Origin of the sequence: Streptomyces cavernae (assembly GCF_004023625.1) — a bacterium.
Lineage (GTDB): Bacteria > Actinomycetota > Actinomycetes > Streptomycetales > Streptomycetaceae > Streptomyces > Streptomyces cavernae.
In genome coordinates, this window is sequence record NZ_RPDJ01000008.1 from 107,728 (window position 1) to 126,499 (window position 18,772).

16 protein-coding genes and 1 pseudogene are annotated in these 18,772 nt (G+C 72.0%); 5 read left to right on the forward strand and 12 right to left on the reverse strand.

All coding sequences use genetic code 11. The features are described 5' to 3' along the window. The 3 genes from EF387_RS20630 to mmuM all read right to left on the reverse strand — a co-directional run bounded on the left by EF387_RS20630 (position 1) and on the right by mmuM (position 3,085). On the reverse strand, positions 1-678 hold the full coding sequence (locus EF387_RS20630; protein WP_128378072.1) for a uracil-DNA glycosylase: 678 nt from the start codon (positions 676-678) through the stop codon (positions 1-3). A 241-nt stretch (positions 679-919) separates the two neighbouring features. Further along, the gene (locus EF387_RS20635; protein WP_128378073.1) at positions 920-2,062 is read right to left on the reverse strand and encodes a WD40/YVTN/BNR-like repeat-containing protein; all 1,143 of its coding nucleotides are present in this window, start codon (positions 2,060-2,062) and stop codon (positions 920-922) included. A gap of 114 nt (positions 2,063-2,176) precedes the next feature. Further along, positions 2,177-3,085 carry a homocysteine S-methyltransferase gene (gene mmuM, locus EF387_RS20640; RefSeq protein ID WP_128378074.1) on the reverse strand — a complete coding sequence of 303 codons (909 nt, stop codon included), beginning with the start codon at positions 3,083-3,085 and terminating at the stop codon, positions 2,177-2,179. Between the two features lie 162 nt (positions 3,086-3,247). On the opposite strand from mmuM, the gene EF387_RS20645 reads away from it, so the two are divergent. Then, positions 3,248-3,829, forward strand: a complete 582-nt coding sequence (locus EF387_RS20645; protein WP_128378075.1) for an Rv1733c family protein — start codon at positions 3,248-3,250, stop codon at positions 3,827-3,829. A gap of 647 nt (positions 3,830-4,476) precedes the next feature. Here EF387_RS20645 and EF387_RS20650 read toward each other — a convergent pair. Further along, entirely contained in the window at positions 4,477-5,556 is a 1,080-nt protein-coding gene (locus tag EF387_RS20650; protein ID WP_128378076.1) for an NADH:flavin oxidoreductase/NADH oxidase, read from the reverse strand. 218 nt (positions 5,557-5,774) lie between these two features. Here EF387_RS20650 and EF387_RS20655 point away from each other — a divergent pair, with 218 nt between their 5' ends. Then, complete coding sequence (locus tag EF387_RS20655; RefSeq protein WP_238431611.1) at positions 5,775-6,167, forward strand: ArsR/SmtB family transcription factor; 393 nt, start codon at positions 5,775-5,777, stop codon at positions 6,165-6,167. Between the two features lie 339 nt (positions 6,168-6,506). Here EF387_RS20655 and EF387_RS20665 read toward each other — a convergent pair whose 3' ends face one another. Together EF387_RS20665 and EF387_RS20670 are read right to left on the reverse strand one after the other, a co-directional pair. Beyond that, entirely contained in the window at positions 6,507-7,850 is a 1,344-nt protein-coding gene (locus EF387_RS20665; RefSeq protein ID WP_128378079.1) for an FAD-dependent oxidoreductase, read from the reverse strand. A gap of 288 nt (positions 7,851-8,138) precedes the next feature. Further along, a complete protein-coding gene (locus tag EF387_RS20670; RefSeq protein WP_128378080.1) occupies positions 8,139-8,828 on the reverse strand; it encodes a DUF305 domain-containing protein in 690 nt (229 codons plus the stop codon). A 65-nt stretch (positions 8,829-8,893) separates the two neighbouring features. Here EF387_RS20670 and EF387_RS20675 point away from each other — a divergent pair, with 65 nt between their 5' ends. Further along, positions 8,894-10,396: an LVIVD repeat-containing protein gene (locus EF387_RS20675; protein WP_128378081.1), complete on the forward strand. Its 1,503-nt coding sequence runs from the start codon at positions 8,894-8,896 to the stop codon at positions 10,394-10,396. Between the two features lie 293 nt (positions 10,397-10,689). Here EF387_RS20675 and EF387_RS20680 read toward each other — a convergent pair. The 5 genes and pseudogenes from EF387_RS20680 to EF387_RS20700 all read right to left on the reverse strand — a co-directional run. Beyond that, positions 10,690-11,340, reverse strand: a pseudogene (locus EF387_RS20680) (TetR/AcrR family transcriptional regulator); the annotation flags it as partial. 258 nt (positions 11,341-11,598) lie between these two features. Then, positions 11,599-12,291, reverse strand: a complete 693-nt coding sequence (locus tag EF387_RS20685) for an HAD family hydrolase (protein ID WP_128378283.1) — start codon at positions 12,289-12,291, stop codon at positions 11,599-11,601. A gap of 50 nt (positions 12,292-12,341) precedes the next feature. Next, entirely contained in the window at positions 12,342-13,124 is a 783-nt protein-coding gene (locus tag EF387_RS20690; protein WP_128378082.1) for a phosphatase PAP2 family protein, read from the reverse strand. Between the two features lie 287 nt (positions 13,125-13,411). Beyond that, positions 13,412-14,356 carry a M56 family metallopeptidase gene (locus tag EF387_RS20695; RefSeq protein WP_128378083.1) on the reverse strand — a complete coding sequence of 315 codons (945 nt, stop codon included), beginning with the start codon at positions 14,354-14,356 and terminating at the stop codon, positions 13,412-13,414. Between the two features lie 95 nt (positions 14,357-14,451). Further along, the gene (locus EF387_RS20700) at positions 14,452-15,111 is read right to left on the reverse strand and encodes a DUF5134 domain-containing protein (RefSeq protein WP_202918328.1); all 660 of its coding nucleotides are present in this window, start codon (positions 15,109-15,111) and stop codon (positions 14,452-14,454) included. Positions 15,112-15,354: 243 nt separating this feature from the next. Between EF387_RS20700 and EF387_RS20705 the strand changes: the two genes are divergently transcribed. After that, positions 15,355-17,103, forward strand: a complete 1,749-nt coding sequence (locus EF387_RS20705; RefSeq protein WP_128378085.1) for an FUSC family protein — start codon at positions 15,355-15,357, stop codon at positions 17,101-17,103. Continuing rightward, entirely contained in the window at positions 17,100-17,771 is a 672-nt protein-coding gene (locus tag EF387_RS20710) for a MarR family winged helix-turn-helix transcriptional regulator (protein ID WP_128378086.1), read from the forward strand. Before EF387_RS20705 ends, EF387_RS20710 begins: the two co-directional genes overlap by 4 nt. Positions 17,772-17,914: 143 nt before the next feature. Here the strand turns inward: EF387_RS20710 and EF387_RS20715 are convergent, their stop codons facing one another. Beyond that, entirely contained in the window at positions 17,915-18,682 is a 768-nt protein-coding gene (locus tag EF387_RS20715) for a VOC family protein (protein ID WP_128378087.1), read from the reverse strand. Between the last annotated feature and the right edge of the window lie 90 nt (positions 18,683-18,772).

Genomic DNA, 18,772 nt, shown 5'->3' on the forward strand with positions numbered 1-18,772 from the left:
TCACGGCAGACGCCAGTCCACCGGCTGCGCGCCCTGCTTGACCAGCAGGTCGTTGGCCCTGCTGAACGGGCGGGAACCGAAGAAGCCGCGGTCGGCCGACATCGGCGACGGGTGCGCGGACTCCACCGCCGGCAGGTCACCGAGCAGGGGGCGGAGGTTACGGGCGTCACGCCCCCACAGGATCGACACCAGTGGACGGCCACGCGCGGCCAGCGCCCTGATTGCCTGCTCCGTCACCTCCTCCCAGCCCTTGCCCCGGTGTGCGCCCGGGCGGCGCGGAGCGGTGGTCAGCGCCCTGTTCAGCAGGAGGACGCCTTGCCGCGACCAGGGAGTGAGGTCGCCGTTGGACGGCTGCGGAAGCCCCAGATCGGTGTTCAGTTCGCGGTAGATGTTGATCAGACTGCCCGGCAGCGGCCGTACGTCGGGCGCGACCGAGAAGGACAGTCCGACGGCGTGTCCCGGCGTGGGATAGGGATCCTGACCCACGATCAGAACCCTTACATCGTCGAAGGGTTGCTGGAAGGCCCGCAGTACGTTCGGGCCCGCCGGAAGATAGGTGCGCCCCGCGCCGATCTCCGCGCGGAGGAAGTCACCCATCGCGGCGATCTTCTCGGCCACGGGCTCCAGCGCCTTCGCCCAGCCCGCTTCGACGATTTCATACAACGGTCGTGGTGCCACGGGCGTCACCCTACTGCCGCGCACACACGGACGATCAACCGATGACCGAAGGACGACCGAGGATGTTCCGCCCGTTGCCCGGGAAGGGGGCGTAACCGACCGAGCGGGGCCGCTGGTTGACCCCGGGAGCAGGAGGCGCCGGGCCCGCGGCGGCGCACGCGCACACCGTGTTCCCGCGCCCGCCGCCTCCCCTTGTCTTGCCGTGCGCGTGCGGCCGCGCTCGCGTACGCGACGCGCACACTCACCCGATCACCGCCGCCCGTACGCACAGCACGTCCGGCAGGTGCGAGGCCAACGCGCGCCAGCTGTCCCCGTCGTCGGCCGACGCGTACACCTCGCCGTTGCGGTTGCCGAAGTACAGGCCCGCCGGGTCCGCTCCGTCCGTACACATCGCGTCGCGCAGCACCGTGCCGTAGTGGTCCTCCTGCGGGAGCCCCGCCGAGAGCGGCTCCCAGCTCTTGCCCGCGTCCGCCGTGCGGAAGACCCGGCAGCGCCGATCGGCCGGGACCCGGTCGGCGTCCGCGTTGATCGGGAACACGTACGCGGTGTCACCGCGGTGCGGGTGCGCGACGGCGGCGAAGCCGAACGTGGACGGCAGGCCCTCGCCGATGTCGTTCCACCGCGCACCACCGTCGTCACTCCGGTACACGCCCCAGTGGTTCTGCAGATAGAGCCGGTCCGGAGTCGCCGCGTCCTGCGCGATCTTGTGCACGCACTGGCCGAACTCGGGGTTGGGGTCCGGCAGGAACACCGCGGAGACACCCGCGTTGGAGGGCCGCCAGCTCTGCCCGCCGTCCTGCGTGCGGAACACCCCGGCCGCGGAGACGGCGATCGTCACCGCGCGGGCGTCCCTCGGATCGGTGATCACCGTGTGGAGTCCTTCTCCGCCGCCGCCCGGTGCCCACTGCGAGCGGGTGGGGTGCTCCCACAGGGGGCGGACGAGCTCGAAGCTCTCGCCGCGGTCCTCCGAACGGTAGAGCGCGGCCGGTTCCGTGCCCGCGTACACCACGTCCGGTTCGGCCGCCGCCGGGTGCAACTGCCACACCCGCTCCAGCGAGGCGCCGGTGTCCTGGGGGAACTTCACCGCCGGCCGGGAGGGTTCCGTCCACGTCCGGCCCAGGTCGTCCGAGTGGAATACGGACGGGCCCCAGTGCGCGCTGTCCGCGCCCGCGAGCAGCCGGGGGGTCTCGCCGCGCGTGTCGATAGCCACCGAATACACGGCCTGCGCGTTGAAGTACGGAGTCTCGTCGAACTCCCAGGCTCCACCGCGTCGCCGTCCGATGAAGAGTCCCTTGCGCGTGCCCACCGTGAGCAGTACGTCCGTCATGCCGGCCACCTCCGAAACACCGTCGTCCCAGACACGAGCCAGTCTGCACCCCACCACTGACAGTGACCTCTGGGCGCGCCGTTCGAGCTGGTCAGAGCGGCGATGGGGCCTCGGTGCGGGCTCGGCGGGGACGGACTCCCCCCGGGCGCCGGTCGACCGCAGGAGGGACCCTCAGGCCCCGGCACCCCGTACCTGCGCGGCCACGCCCGAGATCGCCGCGGGACCCACCCGGCAACACCCGCCCACGACCCGCGCCCCGGCCGCGCGCCAGCCCGTCACCTGGTCCGCCGTGAAACGGTCCGGGCCGGTCCAGCCCCGGGCCCGCGCGTCCCACGTCTCACCGCTGTTCGGGTACACGACCACCGGCTTCCCGGTCACCCTCGCGGCCAGAGCCACCGCCGCGTCCGCGTCCTCGGGGGCACAGCAGTTCACCCCGACGGCGACGATCTCCTCGACGTCGGCGGCCAGGGCGAAGGCCTCCTCGAGGGGCTGCCCCGCGCGGCTACGGTCCCCGGCGACGCTGTACGACAGCCACGCCGGCACGCCGAGGCCGCGTACGGCCCGCACCAGAGCCTCGGCCTCGTCCGTGTCGGGAACCGTCTCCAGGGCGAGCGCGTCGGGCGCCGCCTCGGCGAGTACCTCCAGGCGCGGCCGGTGGAAGCGCTCCAGCTCCGCCACGCTCAGCCCGTACCGGCCCCGGTACTCCGAGCCGTCGGCCAGCATCGCCCCGTAGGGGCCCGCGGAAGCGGCCACCCACAAGGGCCGTTCCGTGCCCGCCTCGGCGGCCGCCTCGCGCGCCAGGGCGACGCTCCGGCGCAGCAGTTCCGCGGTGCCCGCCCGGTCGATGCCCCGGTGCGCGAAACCTTCGAAGGTGGCCTGGTAGCTCGCGGTGATGGCGATGTCGGCGCCCGCCTCGTAGTACGCGAGATGGGCCGCGGTGATCTCCTCCGGCCGGTCGGCGAGGAGGCGGGCCGACCAGAGCTCGTCGCTGAGGTCGTGTCCGGCGGATTCCAGCTGGTTGGACATGCCGCCGTCGAGCACGAGCGTGCGGCCCTCCGCCAACGCGTCCGTGAATGTCATCGCCTGGTTCACCCTTCCGACGCTAGCGGACCCGGGGTGGCCGGACAGGTGCCGTCCACCCCGCGGTTCCGGCCCCGCGATGTGTGATGGCTCATGGTCGTGAGCGCTTCGCCGATCTCCCGCGTATGGGAAAGCGGTTCCTGGTGAGGAGGTGGCCCCCGAATGGTGGCATTCCGTGGCCCGAAGGTCTGGCTGTGGCGGTGGCGGCGCAATTCGCTGCGGCGCCGCAGCGATCGTATGGAGGCCTGGGTCGGACTCGGCGTGTGGGCGCTGATCCTGTTGGTGGGCATGGGGGCGGGCCTGTGGGCGGAGCACTCGGTGGAGAGCAGTCTGGCCCGGCAGCGCGCCGAGTGGCACCCTGTCTCGGCCCTGCTCGCCGAGAACGCGCCGCCCGCCGACGACAAGGCCGCGGCGAGCGGCGAGCGGGTCTGGGTGAAGGTCGGCTGGACCGCGGACGACGGTACGGAGCACACCGGCCAGACCCGGGTCGCACCCGGCAGCATGGCGGGCAGCGCGGTGTCCATCTGGACCGACCGCGAGGGCTTCCTGGTGAGCAGGCCCGCCAGCGCGTCGCAGGCCCAGCTGCGGGCGTCGATGGTCGGTGTGCTGGTCGGCGTGAGCGCGGCGGCCCTTCCGTGGGGCGGCGGCCGTTTCGTCCGTGGACGGCTCTACCAACGCCGTCTGGAGGAGTGGGACGAGGCCTGGGCCCGCGTCGAGCCGCAGTGGCGACGCAAGGCGGGGTGAACCGGGGCCCTGGGGCTTAGGGGTCCTTTCACTATGCCCGCCCGGGTCGCGTGGTCTGGCACCGCTCCCCCAAGCTCTCGGCTGCGCTCGAGCAGGGGGCACCCCATCGCCGCGTTGCCAAAAGGTCCTCGTAGCGGAGCTACGAGGACCTTCCGGCGCCTTGCGATGCACGGCACCGGACCACGCGACCTGATCGGACGCTCATAGTGAAAAGACCCCTTAAGGGCGGCTCGTGACGGCTGGGGGGCAGGCGGGGGACGGGCGGGTGCCGTGGCAGGCGCTCGCAGCCAGGTAGCTGACGGTGAGGCCGCGCGGCCTGGTACGGCCGGCGGCCGACCGCGCGGCCTTGCGACGGCTGGGTGTTCCTCTCCCCGTGCCTTCCGGCGGTCAGGCGTTCGGCGCGGCGTTGTGACGGTCCTTCTGAGGGCCGGCGCTCGCTGTGGGGCTGTGACGGCCAGGTGTTCCTCGCCCTGTGCCTTCCGGCGGTCAGACGTTCATCGCGGTGTTCTGGCGGTCAGGCGTTCGCCGCGGTCCGCCGACGGCTAGGCGCTGCCATCGCCTGGACGGGTCAGGCGCCTGCCGTCGCGTCTGGACGGTCAGGCGCCTGCCATGGCCCGCTGACGGCTGCCCACCGTCTCCCGCAGGTGTCAGACGGACCGGTGGTACTGGTCCGGCACGTGGATTTCGGCGCCCTGTTCGCGCGCGGCGAGGCGGGCGAAGGACGGGTTGCGCAGCAGTTCCCGTCCCAGAAGCACCGCGTCGGCCTCCTCGTTGGCCAGTATCTTCGCGGCCTGTTCGGCGTCGGTGACGAGTCCGACGGCGGCGACCGGCAGGGCGGTCTCCGCCTTTACCCGGGCGGCGAAGGGGACCTGATAGCCGGGACCGACCGGGATGCGGACACCGGAGGCGTTGCCGCCCGTCGAGACGTCCAGCAGGTCCACCCCGTGCGCCTTCAGTTCCGCGGCGAAGCGGACCGTGTCGTCGGCCGTCCAGCCGCCGTCAGCAAGCCAGTCGGTGGCGGAGATTCTGAAGAACAGCGGCTTGTCCTCGGGCCATACCGCGCGCACGGCGTCCACGACCTCGAGCGCGAAGCGGGTGCGGTTCTCGTACGAGCCGCCGTAGGCGTCCGTGCGGTGGTTGGAGTGCGGCGAGAGGAACTCGTTGATGAGGTAGCCGTGGGCGCCGTGGACCTCGACGACCTCGAACCCGGCGTCGAGGGCGCGCCGCGCCGCGTCGGCGAACCTGCCGACGATCTCCCGGATCCCGTCCACGGTCAATTCCGTCGGCACGCGATGGTTCTCGTCGAACGCCACCGCGCTCGGCCCGATCGGCTGCCAGCCGTACGCGTCCGTCCCGACCGGGGCGCCGCCCTTCCAGGGCCGGTCGGTCGACGCCTTGCGGCCGCTGTGGGCGAGCTGGATCGCCGGCACCGTGCCCTGACTCTTGAGGAAACGCGTGATCCGGCGGAACGCCTCGGTCTGGGTGTCGTTCCAGATGCCCAGGTCGTACGGGCTGATGCGGCCCTCGGGGGCGACCGCGGTGGCCTCGACGACAATCAGACCCGTACCGCCGGTCGCCCGCGCCGCGTAGTGCGCGAAGTGCCAGTCGTTCGGGGCGCCCGTCGCGGGCCCCTCCTGTGCGGCGGAGTACTGGCACATCGGGGACATCCACACCCGGTTCGGGATGGTCAGGTCGCGGAGGCGGTAGGGCTCGAAGAGGGCGCTCATGGCGGCTTCCATTCGTCGCGGAGTCGGGTTCTGCCCGGAGATCGGCCCCGGGTTCAGCCCGGGGGCCGGGTCGGGCGCGGGGCCGGGTACGGCTCGTACGATAGCCATCGTAGTACGGCGGATGTCAAACTACGAGAGCTCTCGTACAATGGGGTCCGGTGGAGCCCCGTCCGGAGACGTCACGGATGCGGAGCGCACCCCGAGGAAACGGAGCCGTCGTGACGACCGCCGCCCCCACCCCACCCACGACTCCCGCCGCAGGCGGCCGCGATCTGCCCCACCCCGGGCGTCACGAGATCCGCCTGGAGAGCGTGCTGCACGCGCTCGCCGACCCGATGCGGCTCCAGGTCGTCCGGGAACTCGCCGCCGTCGGCGACGAGCTCTCGTGTTCGCACTTCGACCTCCCGGTCACCAAGTCCACGACCACGCACCACTTCCGGGTGCTGCGCGAGAGCGGAGTGATCCGGCAGATCTACCGGGGCACGGCGAAGATGAACGGACTGCGCCAGGAGGACCTGGACGCGTTGTTCCCCGGACTCCTCGACAGCGTCCTCGCCGCCGCCACGAGCCAGGCCGCCCGTCTCGCCGATGCCGGCGCCACCGACGCCTGACCTGACCCAGGCGTCCTAGGCATCCCCTCGGCGTCCTAGGCATCCCCTCGGCGCCCTTGGCATCCCCTCGGCGTCCGAGGCGGTCCCTCGGCGTCCGAGGCGTGCGTCCCCGCGGCGTCCTGGGCGTGCGTCCCCGCGGCGTCCTGGGCGTGCGTCCCCGCGGCGTCCGAGGGTGCATCCCCTCGGTGGGCGTCCCCTCGGTGTCCCTGGTGTCCTCCGGCGTCCTGGGCGTCCCCTCGGCGTCCGAGGCGGTCCCTCGGCTCCCTGCCTCCCCGCCTCACGGGCCTCTTCCCCGTCACAGCCAGGTCGGGCGCACGCCATACGGTCGCGTCGCGCGCCCTACGACGTCGTCGTCCGCGCCGCCTTCAGCAGCGAGTCCCAGTCCGGCAGCTTCACCACACCCCGCCCCACCGAGGCCCCCAGTTCCGCCTCCGCCCGCTCGATCGCCCGCCATCCGGTCCACTCGACCGGCCGCAGCCCCGCCGCGCGCAGTAGCGCGAGCGGATCGTCCGGCACCGCTCGGTGTGCGAGGACGGGTGCGTCCTCGAGCAGCGAGGTCACCGTCTCCTTGGCGCACGGCCGGTTCGTTCCGATCACCCCGGTCGGCCCTCGCTTGATCCACCCCGCCACATACTCGCCCGGCGCCACCGCTCCCGAGCGCAGTACCCGTCCGGCCAGGTGCGGCACCGTGCCGCTGTCCTCGTCGAACGGCAGCCCTTCCAGCGGCACCCCGCGGTACCCCACCGAACGGAGCACCAACTGGGCCTCGACGTCCTCGTACTGCCCGGTCCCGGTCACCCCGCCGTGCCCGTCCGGCGCGGTCCGCTCGAAGCGCACGGCACCCACGCGGCCTTCGTGGGCGAGGAACTCGACCGGCCGCAGGAAGAACCGCGGCCGAATCCGCCGGGAGGCTCCCTGCGGTGGCCGTGCGGCCCAGTCCCGCAGGACGTCCACGTTGCGCCGCTGTGCGGCGGGCAGCCCCGACGGATCGAGATACGCCGGGTCCAGCGCCAGCTCCCGCTCGTCCACGAACACGTCCGTGCCCGGGAGCGCGCCCAGCTCTCGCAGCTCCTTGGTGGTGAAGCGGGCCTGCGAGGGGCCGCGCCGGCCCACCATGTGGATCTCGGTCACCCGGCTGTCCGCAAGCGCGGAGAGGGCCTCCTGGGGCATGTCGGTGGGGCTCAGCTCGGCCGCGCCGCGGGCCAGCATCCGGGTCACGTCCACGGCGACGTTCCCGACGCCGATCACCACGGCGGCCCGCACGTCCCGGACGAAGCCGTCGGCCACGTTGTCGGGGTGCGCGCTGTACCAGGAGACGAACTCCGTCGCCGACCAGCTGCCGGGCAGGTCCTCGCCCGGGATGCCGAGCCGGCGGTCGGTGGCGGCGCCCACGCAGTAGACCACCGCGTGGTACAGCTCCAGGAGCCGGTCCGGGGCCAGTCCGCCGGCTCCCACCGCGACTCCGCCCAGGAACCGCACCCGTTCGTGTTCCAGGACGGTGCGGAGGTTGTTCTGCAGGGACTTGATCTTCTCGTGGTCCGGGGCGACGCCGTAGCGCACGAGGCCGTACGGGCACGGCAGTCGGTCGAACACGTCGACGCGGACCGCCGGGTCCTGTTGGACGAGACCCTGCGCGGTGTAGACCCCACTGGGGCCCGAGCCGACCACGGCTACCTGCAGCACTGCGGAACTCCTTGCTCGAGGAGATCGCGGATGCTTCCAGCATTGCACCGTGGGAGGTGGTGGGGGAGCGTCCGAGTGGGTGAGGCTGCGCGGAGCCGCACATTTTTCCGCGCCCCGCCCGCGCGCCCCGCCCGCGCGCCCCGCCCGCGCGCCCCTCATCCACGCGGACGGGTCGAAAGCACGCCCCTCCCTCCCTGCGCAAGCGCTGAGAACCCACGCCCCACCCTTACGCCCCGACGCGAGAAACGGCCGAAACCCGCACCACGCCCACCCGTCGGCGACCGGGATCTACACCATGTCGCGCATCCGGTTGATCTCCGCCGTCTGCTGGGCGATCACATCGTCCGCCATTTCCTCGATCCGGATGTTGTTGCCCTGGGCCTTCACGTCCGCCGCCATGGTGAGCGCGCCCTCGTGGTGGGTGATCATCAGCTTCAGGAACAGTTGGTCGAAGGCCTTCCCCTTCGCCGCGCGTAGTTGCTTCAGTTGCGCCTCCGTCGCCATTCCGGGCATTCCGGAGGTCCCGGCGTGATCGTGGTCCGAGGGCTTGTCGTTTTCAGCCTCCTTGCCACCGCTGGTCTTCAGCCAGCCCTTCATCGTGGCGATCTCGGGTCCCTGCGCCGCGGCGATCCGTTCGGCGAGCCGTTTCACCCCGCTCGCCTCCGCCCGCTGCGGAACGAGTTCGGTCATCTCCAGGGCCTGGGTGTGGTGGGCGATCATCATGCGCGCGTAGGCGACATCCGCCGTGTTCGGCGAGTCGTCGTCCTTGCGCTGCTTCGCGGCCTCCTCCGCGGAGAGCGTCTCGGCCGCCTCGCCCGGCTTGCCGGGGGCGATCACCGAGGGTCCCGCCGCCCGCGCGGAACCGATCTCACCATCAGATCCGGAGTCGCATCCCACCAGCGATAACAGGCCGGCGGTCAGCGACGCCGCGACCGCAACTTTCATTACGAGTGCGTTGCCGCCTTTTGATCTGTACATGGAACAGACGATACTGCGGAGATCCATGCACCGTTCAAGTACGAACGGCGACAAGGGAGGATGCAGTGACCCTGTTAAGCACCAGCCGAACCCGGCGCAGACGTCTGGGAGTTGCGACGGCCGCGGCCGGACTTCTGGCCGCGCTGCTCACGGCCGGCCCCGCGGTGGCGACCCCCGACCCGGGAGACTCGCCGGCCGCACCCGACCGCGTCTCGAAGAGCGAGGCGGCCGACATCAAGGCGGCCATCGACAGCGGTGAGATACCCGGCAAGGACGAGATCGTCCACTCCGCCAACATCGAGCACCTGGCCAACGTCCCCAAGGACGCGCTCCCCGGCACCAACTCGGACCTGGCGTTCCAGGGCAAGTTCGCCTTCGCCGGCAACTACGACGGCTTCCGCATCTTCGACATCAGTAACCCGAAGAAGCCGAAGACCGTCGCGCAGGTGCTGTGCCCCGGATCGCAGAACGACATCTCCGTCTCCGGCGACCTGCTCTTCCTGTCCACGGACTCCTCGCGCAGCGACAACTCCTGTGCCAGCACCACCCAGCCGGCCACGGAGAAGTCCTCGTGGGAGGGCATGAAGATCTTCGACATCAGCGACATGAAGAACCCGAAGTACGTCGCCGCCGTCGAGACGGCCTGCGGCTCGCACACCAACACCCTGGTGCCGGAGCGCAAGAACGTCTACATCTACGTGTCCTCGTACTCGCCGAGCGCGTCGTTCCCGGACTGCCAGCCCCCGCACGACGGTATCTCGGTCATCAAGGTGCCCCGCAAGGCACCCGAGAAGGCCAAGATCGTGAACTTCCCGGTGCTCTTCCCCGGTGAGGGTCCCGACGGCGGCGGCAACCCCGGTTCGCCCACCAACCCGGGTGTCTCCAAGACCACCGGCTGCCACGACATCACCGTGCTCCCGGAGAAGGAGCTGGCGGCGGGCGCCTGCATGGGCGACGGCATCCTGTTCTCCATCAAGGACCCGGAGAACCCGAAGGTCATCGACCAGGTCCAGGACAACGTCAACTTCGCGTTCTGGCACTCGGCGACCTTCAACCAGAAGGCCAACAAGGTCATCTTCACCGACGAGTTGGGCGGCGGCGGCGCGGCCACCTGCAACGCGGCGATCGGCCCCAACCGCGGCGCCGACGGCATCTACGACATCGTTGGCAAGGGCGACAAGCGCAAGCTGGTCTTCCGCAGCTACTACAAGATCCCGCGGCACCAGGCGGACACCGAGAACTGCGTCGCCCACAACGGCTCGCTGATCCCGGTCAAGGGCAAGGACCTCATGGTCCAGGCCTGGTACCAGGGCGGCATCTCCGTCTGGGACTTCACCAACTCCGCCAAGCCGAAGGAGGTCGCGTACTTCGAGCGCGGTCCCCTCAGCACCGACGCGCTCACGGGCGGCGGTTCCTGGTCGGCGTACTACTACAACGGCTACATCTACTCGAACGACATGGTCAAGGGCTTTGACGTCCTGAAGATCAGCGACCGGCTGACGGACCCGGCGAAGAAGGTCCGTCTGAAGGAGCTGAACGTCCAGACGCAGCCGGACTACTTCGACTGAGCCGTCGGGCCGTTCGTGCCACCCGTCTGTCCGCGCGCGGGAACCGTCTGCCCGCGCGCGGGAACGGCCGAATCCAGTGCCCCGGGCGCCGATTCCAGTGCCCCGGGCGCCGGTTCCAGTGCTCCGGGCGCCGGTCTCTGGCCCCCGGGTACCGGTTCTTGGCCACCGGGTACCGGTTCCTGGCCACCGGGTACCGGTCCCCGCGCCGGAACCGGCGGCTTCTGCGCCGGCACGGGAACCGCCGGCTTCTGCTCCCGAACCCCCGGCGGGCCGGGGGCAGTCGTCGCTCGGCTCTCCGTGGCGAAGAAGCGCGACAGGTCAGCGATGCACGCCGCTCCGCCGGGCCCTTCGGTGCCCGGCGGGGTCCCCTGTGCACCGTCGAGCCGGTAGCGCCGGAACAGTTCACCGCGCAGCGTCGACAGCGGCATGGGCACTCCCGGCACCAGGGCCGCGTACACGGCGCCCATCAGCAGGGCACGCAACATGGGATAGTCGGTGTCGGCGTCCGCCGACCCGTACCGGGCGACGGTGTCCCGCAGCAGTTCGGCCAGCCGCTGCTGCTCGGGGCACCGCACGAGACCCTCGCCTTGCAGTATTCCCGCCATGTGGGTGCGCATCAGCACCGGATGATCCCGAGTCAGGCCCAGGATCGCGTCGATGGCCCGCGCCATCCGCTCCCGGCCGTCCTCCGTGCCCGGCTCGCGCTCCAGTGCCTCCTCCAGCGTGCGGTGCATCAGCCGGTGCACCGCGGACTGCACCAACTGCCGCTTGCCGGGGAAGTAGTAGGAGACCAGCCCGCGGGCCGAACCCGCGCGGTCCGCTATGTCTCCGAGCGTCGTGGCCTCGTAGCCGCGCTCGCTCACCAACTCGACCGCGGCCTGCAGCAGCCGTTCCCGCGATCGTCGGCGCAACTCTTCATTGACCGAGGCGCTGCGCGGGGACATGCTGTAACTCCTGCGTTGACTGGCTGCCAGCCAACTATACTCAGCACGTCCGGGCCCGCCCCTGTGGGTCGGCTTTGGGCTGCCGTCCGCTCCGGGCGACGCGGGGGATCGCCCGGAGCGGCGTGCGGCCCGAGTTGACACGCCGTCGCGACCAGGGGTTTCTGGTCGATGACTCGACGTCGGGTTGCGACCGGGATGCCAGGGTTCTCACCCGCTGTCAGCAGGCTGTGAATCGCATTCGGACGGTGGGCGGCGCCTTCAGGCCACCATCGCCAGGACCGGTCGCAGGCCGTCGGGCCGCTCGGCCGCCGGCAGATGATCCACGAAGTGCACCCCGCAGCCCAGCGCCGCCGCCCCGCCGTCCGCCTCCCGGCTGTCGCCGACCATCAGCACGTCCTGCGGGGCCACCCCGAGACCGGCGCAGGCGATCTCGAAGAGCCGCGGGTCCGGCTTCTGGACGCCGTGCTCGTACGACAGGACGTACGCGCTCACATACGGGTCCAGGCCGTGCTCACGGAAGACGGGCCGCAGGTCCCAGCCGATGTTGCTCACCACACCGATCGCCACCCCGCGATCCCGCAGGCCGTCGAGCACCTCGGCCGCGTCGGGGTAGGGCTGCCAGGCCGCGGGAGTCTTGTGACGGGCGTACAGGGTGTCGTGCAGCGCCGGATCGGGCAGGGCCACCTGCCGCGAGAGCCCCGTGTACGCGGCCCGGTGCGACTCGGCGCTCTCGTCCCGGATCCGCCACAGCGCGGCCAGGTCCTCGGGCAGCGGACGGGACGGGAAGGCACCGCCCGGGAGCGCCCCGGCCGTCTCCAACTCCTGTGCCGACCTGATCAACTCGTCTTCCGCCAGCTCGACGTCCGCCTCGTTGAGCGCGGCTCGCAGCCAGGACTCGGTGGACTCGACGCGGAAGAGGGTTCCGGAGAAATCGAAGAGTACGCCTTTGATCGCCATGGGCAGATCCTTCGGCGTTCCGGCTCCCCGGGTCAAGGAGGCGCTCAGGCAGGACCGTTGGCCGGGCCGGCGGGACCCGCGGAACCAGGCCCGGCGGTGCCTGGTCCGGCGCCTGGCCCCGCGGCGGAACCGCCGAACGGTCCGGGCGAGCGTCGGCCGAGTTCCGTGCCCCATTTCCTGTACGAAAGCACAGCCAGCACCACCACGAGTCCCCCGAGCAGCCAGCCGCCCACGACGTCCGAAAGCCAGTGGACGCCCAGCCACACCCTGGTCAGTCCGACACCGACCACGGAGACGACGGCCAGCACGAGACCCGCGCGCCAGAGCGTTCGCCGGGCGAACGGGCGCAGCACCCACAGCAGAAGGCCGCTGACGACCGCCGCCGTCATCGCGTGGCCCGACGGGAAGGCCGCGTAGTGGGCGGAGTCCACCGGGTCGGGCCAGACCGGCCGGGCCCGGTCGACCGCGGCCTTGAGGCCCTGTTGCAGCAAGGTGCCCAGGGCCACGGTGACCACCACCCACAGTGCCTGCCACCACAGGGCGTGGCGCCACACCATCCAGACGACGGTGACCGCGCCCAACGCACGCATGGTGACGGGGTCCCACACCCAGTCCGTGAGGATGCGACTGGTCCGGGTGAGGCCGTACTCCTCGACGGCCCAGCGGTGGGTGGTGCGCGCGATGTCGCCGTCCAGGGTCATGAGTGGTGCCCAGGAGGCGACGACCAGGACCAGGAGGAGGGTGGAGAGCGCGGCCAGGGCGAGCGCTGCGCGGAGGGCCTTTCGCGCCGCGTGACGGTCGGAGGAGGTCGTCGGCGGGGAGTGCATGAAGTGATCCTCGCCGACACCCGGGGCCTGATGCCAACATCGCAGGCGGCGGACCGGATCACTCCGGCCAGGTCACGCGGTCCGGATCGCTCGGGTGGGGTCACGCGGTCCGGATCGCTCCGGCCGGCTCACGCGATCCGGAGCGATCCCGCCGGGGCACTCGGCCGGGATCGTTCCGGCCGGGGCACTCAGGCCGGACCTGTGCGGGGTCTGGGCCGGGACCGGGCGGGGCGGACGCCCCGGGTCCGGTGCCCGGGGCGATCCGAAGGACTCCGCCTGTCGGGGCACTAGCCCAGCGCGCGCAGCGCCGGTACGAACGTCACGAGCAGCGGTACGACCGGTACCAGCGCCGCGGCCGCGGTCAACCGCAGCTTGCGCGCCGCCGTGAGCCGGTCCGGCGGCGTCAGCAGCCGGTTCACCCGCTGTGGCACATGGGTCTGCGGGGTCGGACAGGGCCCGAACACCCCGCGGTCCTCGTTGAGTTCCACCAGCGCCAGGGCGATGGTCAGCCGGCCGAAGCGGCGCGAGGCGACGTCGTCGGCGGCGAGTTCGACCAGCCGGTGCATCTCGTCGCGGAACGCGGCGAACACCGGCACCTGCGGAAAGCCGCCCGCCAACGCCGCCGAGCAGTGCAACAGCCAGTCGTGCCGGGCCTGTGCGTGTCCCTTCTCGTGGGCCAGCACGGCGTCCAACTGCTTGCCCTTGAGCCGGCGCAACGCGGCGGTGGTGACGACCAGTTGGGGCGCCTTGCCGGCGGCTCCGGGCAGCCACCAGGCGTCGGGACGGTCGCTTTCCAGAACCACCAGCCGGTTGCGACGGCGCTCCTCGCCGGGCAACAGCGGGGCGCGGACGAGCAGGTCGGCGCGGCTGCGCTTGCGGCGGGCGCGGGCCCGGACGATCTCACGCGTCAGCATGGCCGCGGTCCACAGGCCGCCGCAGGCCAGCGCCACGGCGGTCGTCGCCGCCCAGGGCCCGGACGCGCCCAGGGCGTAGGCGTCCACCACGGAGTTCGGCGCCGGGGCGAAGACCTGGCCGCGCACGGCCTGCCAGGCGGCGGAGGCACTGAGGGTCATCGACAGCGCACAGCACAGCAGGACGGCCGCCACGACACACTGCCACGCCCACAGCGCGACCACCGGTTCCCGGTCCAACCAGTCGGCCCGGGCGAGTAACCGCGGGGCGACGACGGCGACCAGGGCGCCGAGCAGCAACAGTGCCGCGGGGACCATCATGGGCGCAGCCTATGAGCGGGGGGCCGTTGAGGGTATGGCCACACGCGGCAAGTGACGTAGACCACGGTTTCGTACAGCCGGGCCGGCGTGCGGTCTCACACCGCGAGCAGCATCGCGAGCATCCCGATGCCCATCGACAGCCGGCACGCCCGTGCCACTTCGGGCCGGTCCGCCCAGCCGCCCTCGATTCCGCTGCCCTCGATTCCGCTGCCCTGGGTTCCGCCGCTCTGGGTTCCGCTGCTGTTCGTTCCTCTCCGGTGCGGCCCGCCGACCGGTCCGGCCACGGCCGTCTCCAGCGGCAGCAGCCGGACACCGGACCAGATGACGTATCCGGCGAAGTAGAGCAGGAGCGCTCCGGTGAGCAGCGGGCTCCCGGGGGACACCGGCGGCGTCCCGGACGCCGTGGCGTGCGCGGCGTGCGCCGTGGCCGGAGCCGCTGCCATCGCCCACGCCATGTAGACCATGGCGAGGGCGCCGATCAGATGATGCAGATGGTGCGCTCCAGTACGCGCCGCCCACAGCGCCCGCACGCCGGCCCCGCCGAACACCACCACGCACCCGAGCCACGCCCAACGCGGCGGCGTCACCACCACGGCCGGGAGCGCCATCGCGGCCATCCCGAACCCCATGAGCGCCTCACCGCCCGCGCTCCGTCGCTGTTCCTCCACGCGGCTGCGCATCCGCAGCAGACAGTACGCCCCGGTCGCCGCGCACAGCGCCACGAGCAACCAGCCCGCCGCAGCCGATCCGTGCACCGAGCACCTCCCCGGTCGGCCGGTGTCGGACATCCGGGGAGGAGATGCCCATGAACGGTGACACACATGCGGGCGCAAGGATGCGCGCGGGCGCGCAGGGGGCGCGGGTGCCGGGAGTGCGGCCCGCGGGTGCCGGGAACGCGGCCCGACGCGTCGGGCCGACGCGGCCGCCCCCGGCTGTCGCCCCGAGCCGACGGCTCAGGCAGATGTTTCACGAGTAAAATACATGCTAACGTTCACGCCATGCCCTCGCTTCCCCTCGCCGGAGTTCTGCGTGTCGGCCGTCCCTCCGACATCTGGTTCAAGCCCGCGCTGAGCGTCGTCGTGGCGGTCGCCGTCCCGAATCTGACGCTGCTGGCGCTCGGGCGGCTGGATCTGGCGCTGTACACCATGGCCGGATCGCTGTGCGCGCTGTACGGCCACCACCTCCCGTACGCCGCCCGCGCCCGCACCCTGACCGGAGTCGTGCTCGGCATGCTCGGTGGCCTGGCGGTGGGCCTGGTGACCGCCTCGCTGACGTCCTCCGGTGTGGTGCTGGTGACGGTCGGGGCACTGCTGGCCGCCGTCCAGAAGACGCTCTGCGACGTCGCCAGGACCGGGCCGCCCGCCCATGTGATCTTCAGCTTCGTCAGCTCGGCCGCGCTGTTCATGCCCCAGACGCTCGACCAGGTCCCCGGGCACCTCGCGCTGGCCGCGGTCGCGGGGGCCTGGGGGTGGGCCGTGGCCATGGCACCCGGCCTGCTCCGCCCGCACGGCCCGGAGCGCCGGGCGACCGCACGGGCGCTGAACGCCACCGCCGCGTACGCCGAGGCGGCCTCGGCAGCCGCGCGGGCCGAAGCGGAACCGGATGCCCGTCACCGGGCCCGCGTCGCCGCGGCCGCCGCCATCCACGCCGCCTGGCAGTCGCTGCACGCCGCCGGCGTCCGCTCCGCGCCTCGGCGGGCTCTCGAACGGCTCGTCGTCCGGGCCGAGACGGCCTTCGCCGCGCAGGACGCCACGGACTCCGGACAACTGCGCGCCTGGGCCCGCGCCGTGCTCGGCACCGGGCCGGTCCCGCACCCCGGCGATCTCGCTGACGATCCGCCCACCCGGGGTGCCCGGGAGGCCGTGGACGAATACGGATCGCCGGTCGCACGGGATGCCGGGATGTCGGTCGCAAGGCGTGCCGGGGTGTCCGTCGCGCTCCGTGTCCCGGTGGCGGTCGTGCTCCGCGCCCGACGCCTCGTACGGCAGACGCTCACGCCCCTGCTTCCCGTCGCCCTGCGCACGGCGCTCGGTTGTGCGCTCGCCGGGTATGCCTCGCTGGGGCTCGGTGTCGGCCGTCCGTACTGGGCGTTGGTGACCGCGGCCTCCCTCTACCAGGCGAACCTCACCCTCACCTGGAGCCGGGGCGTGCAGCGCATGGTCGGCAACCTCGTCGGGGTGCTGTTCTTCGCCGCAGTCGCCCCGCTCGCCCATCTCGGGCCGGTCGCCATGGTGCTGTGCTGCCTCGTCCTCAACTTCGCCACCGAGGCGCTGATCGCCCGCAACTACTGGCTCGGCAGTATCTGTGTGACCCCGATGGCGCTGCTGATCACCGAGTTCCCGGGGTTCCAGCAGCCCGGCGAGCTGATGACCGATCGGGTCGTGGACACCCTCGTCGGCGTGTCCGTCGGGTTCGTGGCGGCGATCGCCGTCACCAACCGCCGGGCCGGCGACCGGGTCGAGCAGGCGCTCGCGGCCACCGAGCGTGCCCAAGCGGACGCCGTACGCCTCGTGGCCCGGGAAGGGGCCGACGCACGGGTGGACCCGGGCGCCCTGGAGTCCGCCCGCCAGGCCCTGGCCGCCACGCTCGTCGAACTGCGCGTCACCGTCGACGCGGCGGCGGGGGAGTGGTGGCAGCGCGCCCTGCCGCACGAGCGGGTGGTCCGCGCCGAGCGCGACGGACACCGTACGCTCGCGGCGACGGTACGACGACAGGAATCGCACTCCTTGGAGGGCGCGCAAGCATGACGGCAGCGAACGGGCGGGCGGCGACGGGGGATTCGAGGGCCGACCGGCCTGCGACCGGGGGCACGCCGCCCGGGGCCACTGCGACTGAGGCGCCTATGACCGGGGCCCCGGCCGGGGCCCCCACGGTGGCTGGAGCGACTTCCGGAGCACGGGGAGGGCCGGGCGGCGGCGACACTGTGGCCGTCGTCGTACGGCAGTGGAAGGCCGTGCACCCCGGCATCGACACCGCGCCCATGGAGATCATCGGGCGCGTCAACCGCTGTGCCGCGCTGTTGCAGCAGGCCGAGGACGCGCCGCTGCGCCGGGCCGGGCTCACCCGGCCCGAGTTCGACGTCCTGGCCACCCTGCGCCGCACCGGCCACGAACTGACCCCCGGTGAACTCGCCCGGGAGACCTTCTCCTCCGGCGCGGCCGTCACCAAGCGCCTCAAGCAGCTGACCGAGCGGGAACTGGTCGAGCGCCGGGCCGACACGCGGGACCGCCGCGTCGCCCATGTACGGCTGACCGACGCGGGCCGCGACCTCGTCGACGCGATTCTTCCGGAGCAACTCTCCTACGAGACGGACGTGCTGTCCGGTCTGGACGGCGACCGGCAAAGCGAACTGGGCCTTCTGCTGGGCGAGTTGCTGGGGCAGTTGGAGGGACGGCTGCGGCTTCCGCGCGCATGAGGTGACGGCCGATCAACTCGGCGTAAACGACTCGGGCCGAAACTCCGCGTCTCCAGGGGAACTTGACGTTCAAGACAGCGAGGCGAACAGCGGGCACGCCCGGCGCTGCGTGCCCGCGGGTCACGCCGCGGAAGCCTTGCCCGTCATCCCTCGTGTTCCGCCAAGTAGACGCCGAAGACCGCGCCCTGTGGATCGCGCAGCACCGAGATCCGCGGGCCGTCCGGGACCGACGTCGGCTCGACGAGGATCCACGCGCCCGCGCCGGAGGCGATACGGGCGATCGCGTCGACGTCCTCGACGGCGAAGTACGGCAGCCAGTGCGGCAGGGTGCCGAGCGGGAAGCGGTCGCCCATCTCCATCATTCCGCCGAAGTCGGCGCCGTCCACGCCCCACTGGGTGTACTGCGGCGAGGCGTTGACGCTCCAGCCGAAGACCTGTTGGTAGAACGCCGTGGCCTGTTGTGTGTCGCGCGTCAGCAGTTCCACCCAGCCGAGCGCACCCGGTGCGTTGAGCAGGTCCGCGCCGCCGAAGGCCCGTGCCTGCCAGAGCTGGAAGCCCGCGCCGCCGGGGTCCGCGGCCATCGCGAAACGCCCCAGGTCGAAGACGTCCGTGGGCTCCAGCACGATGCTGCCACCGGCCTTCCGCACGGCCTCACAGGTGGCTTCCGCGTCCGCCGCGGCGAACGTCACGTGCCAGGCGACCGGCATGGCCTCGTCCTCCATCAGCGGGGTGAGCCCGGCCACCGCTGCGTCACCGAGGCGGGCCAGGGTGTAACCGCCCGCCTCCTGCCGTGGATCCGTTTCCGGCCGCCAGCCGAAGAGTTCGGTGTAGAAGCGTTTGGCGGCCTCGATGTCGTTCGTGCCCAACTCGGTCCAGCAGGGGCCACCGGGCACCGGCTTGTCGAACTTCATGGCGATCCTCACGACAGGGTGCTCACCCTTGAACGCTAAGCCCGGGAACGGCTCCCGGCCACCGCTGCGGGGGCGTACCCTCGCCGTATA